This window comes from Thiomicrorhabdus heinhorstiae, assembly GCF_013391765.2.
In the GTDB taxonomy this organism is placed as follows: domain Bacteria; phylum Pseudomonadota; class Gammaproteobacteria; order Thiomicrospirales; family Thiomicrospiraceae; genus Thiomicrorhabdus; species Thiomicrorhabdus heinhorstiae.
Genome location: NZ_JACBGI020000056.1, coordinates 1 through 555 on the forward strand (window position 1 = coordinate 1; position 555 = coordinate 555).

Annotated in this window: 1 protein-coding gene; it reads right to left on the reverse strand. The window is 39.6% G+C overall.

Annotated features, from left to right (window positions below; genetic code table 11):
- Positions 1–20: 20 nt before the first annotated feature.
- Positions 21–482: an Lrp/AsnC family transcriptional regulator gene (locus H8792_RS12345; RefSeq protein ID WP_185979321.1), complete on the reverse strand. Its 462-nt coding sequence runs from the start codon at positions 480–482 to the stop codon at positions 21–23.
- Positions 483–555: the final 73 nt, after the last annotated feature.

A 555-nucleotide genomic window follows, 5' to 3' on the forward strand; every position in this document is an offset into this window, starting at 1 on the left:
GAATAAAATAACTTTTGAATCTAAACCGGAATTTTTCCGCTATCGATAACTTTTCTTAAAACAAAACTGGTATGTACCCCGCTGACGCCGGGAATCTGCGTTATATGGTTCAGCAGTAGATCCTGATAAGCGTCCAGATCCTTGATTACAACCTTGAGTTGATAGTCGGCACTCTGGCCGGTTAACAGCAGGCATTCGATAACATTCGGTAATTTGCCAATTTCGCTTTCGAATTCCTGAAAGCGTTCTTTAGTGTGTTTATCCATCGAAATGTGTACCAGTGCCATCAGATCCAATCCGAGTTTTTTGGCGTCGAGTTGTACTCGATAACCCTGAATGATTCCGCTGGTTTCCAAGGTTTTAAAACGTCGCAAACAAGCCGATGGTGAAAGTCCGATCTGGTCTGCCAACTCCTGATTGCTTAAGCGCCCGTTATTTTGCAATGCACTTAGAATTTGTCGATCAAATTTATCCAGTTGCATTTTTTTTCCAATTGCCTCTAATGCCATACGATTTAACTAATAATTTTAATATTGAAATATTATTTCAATATTG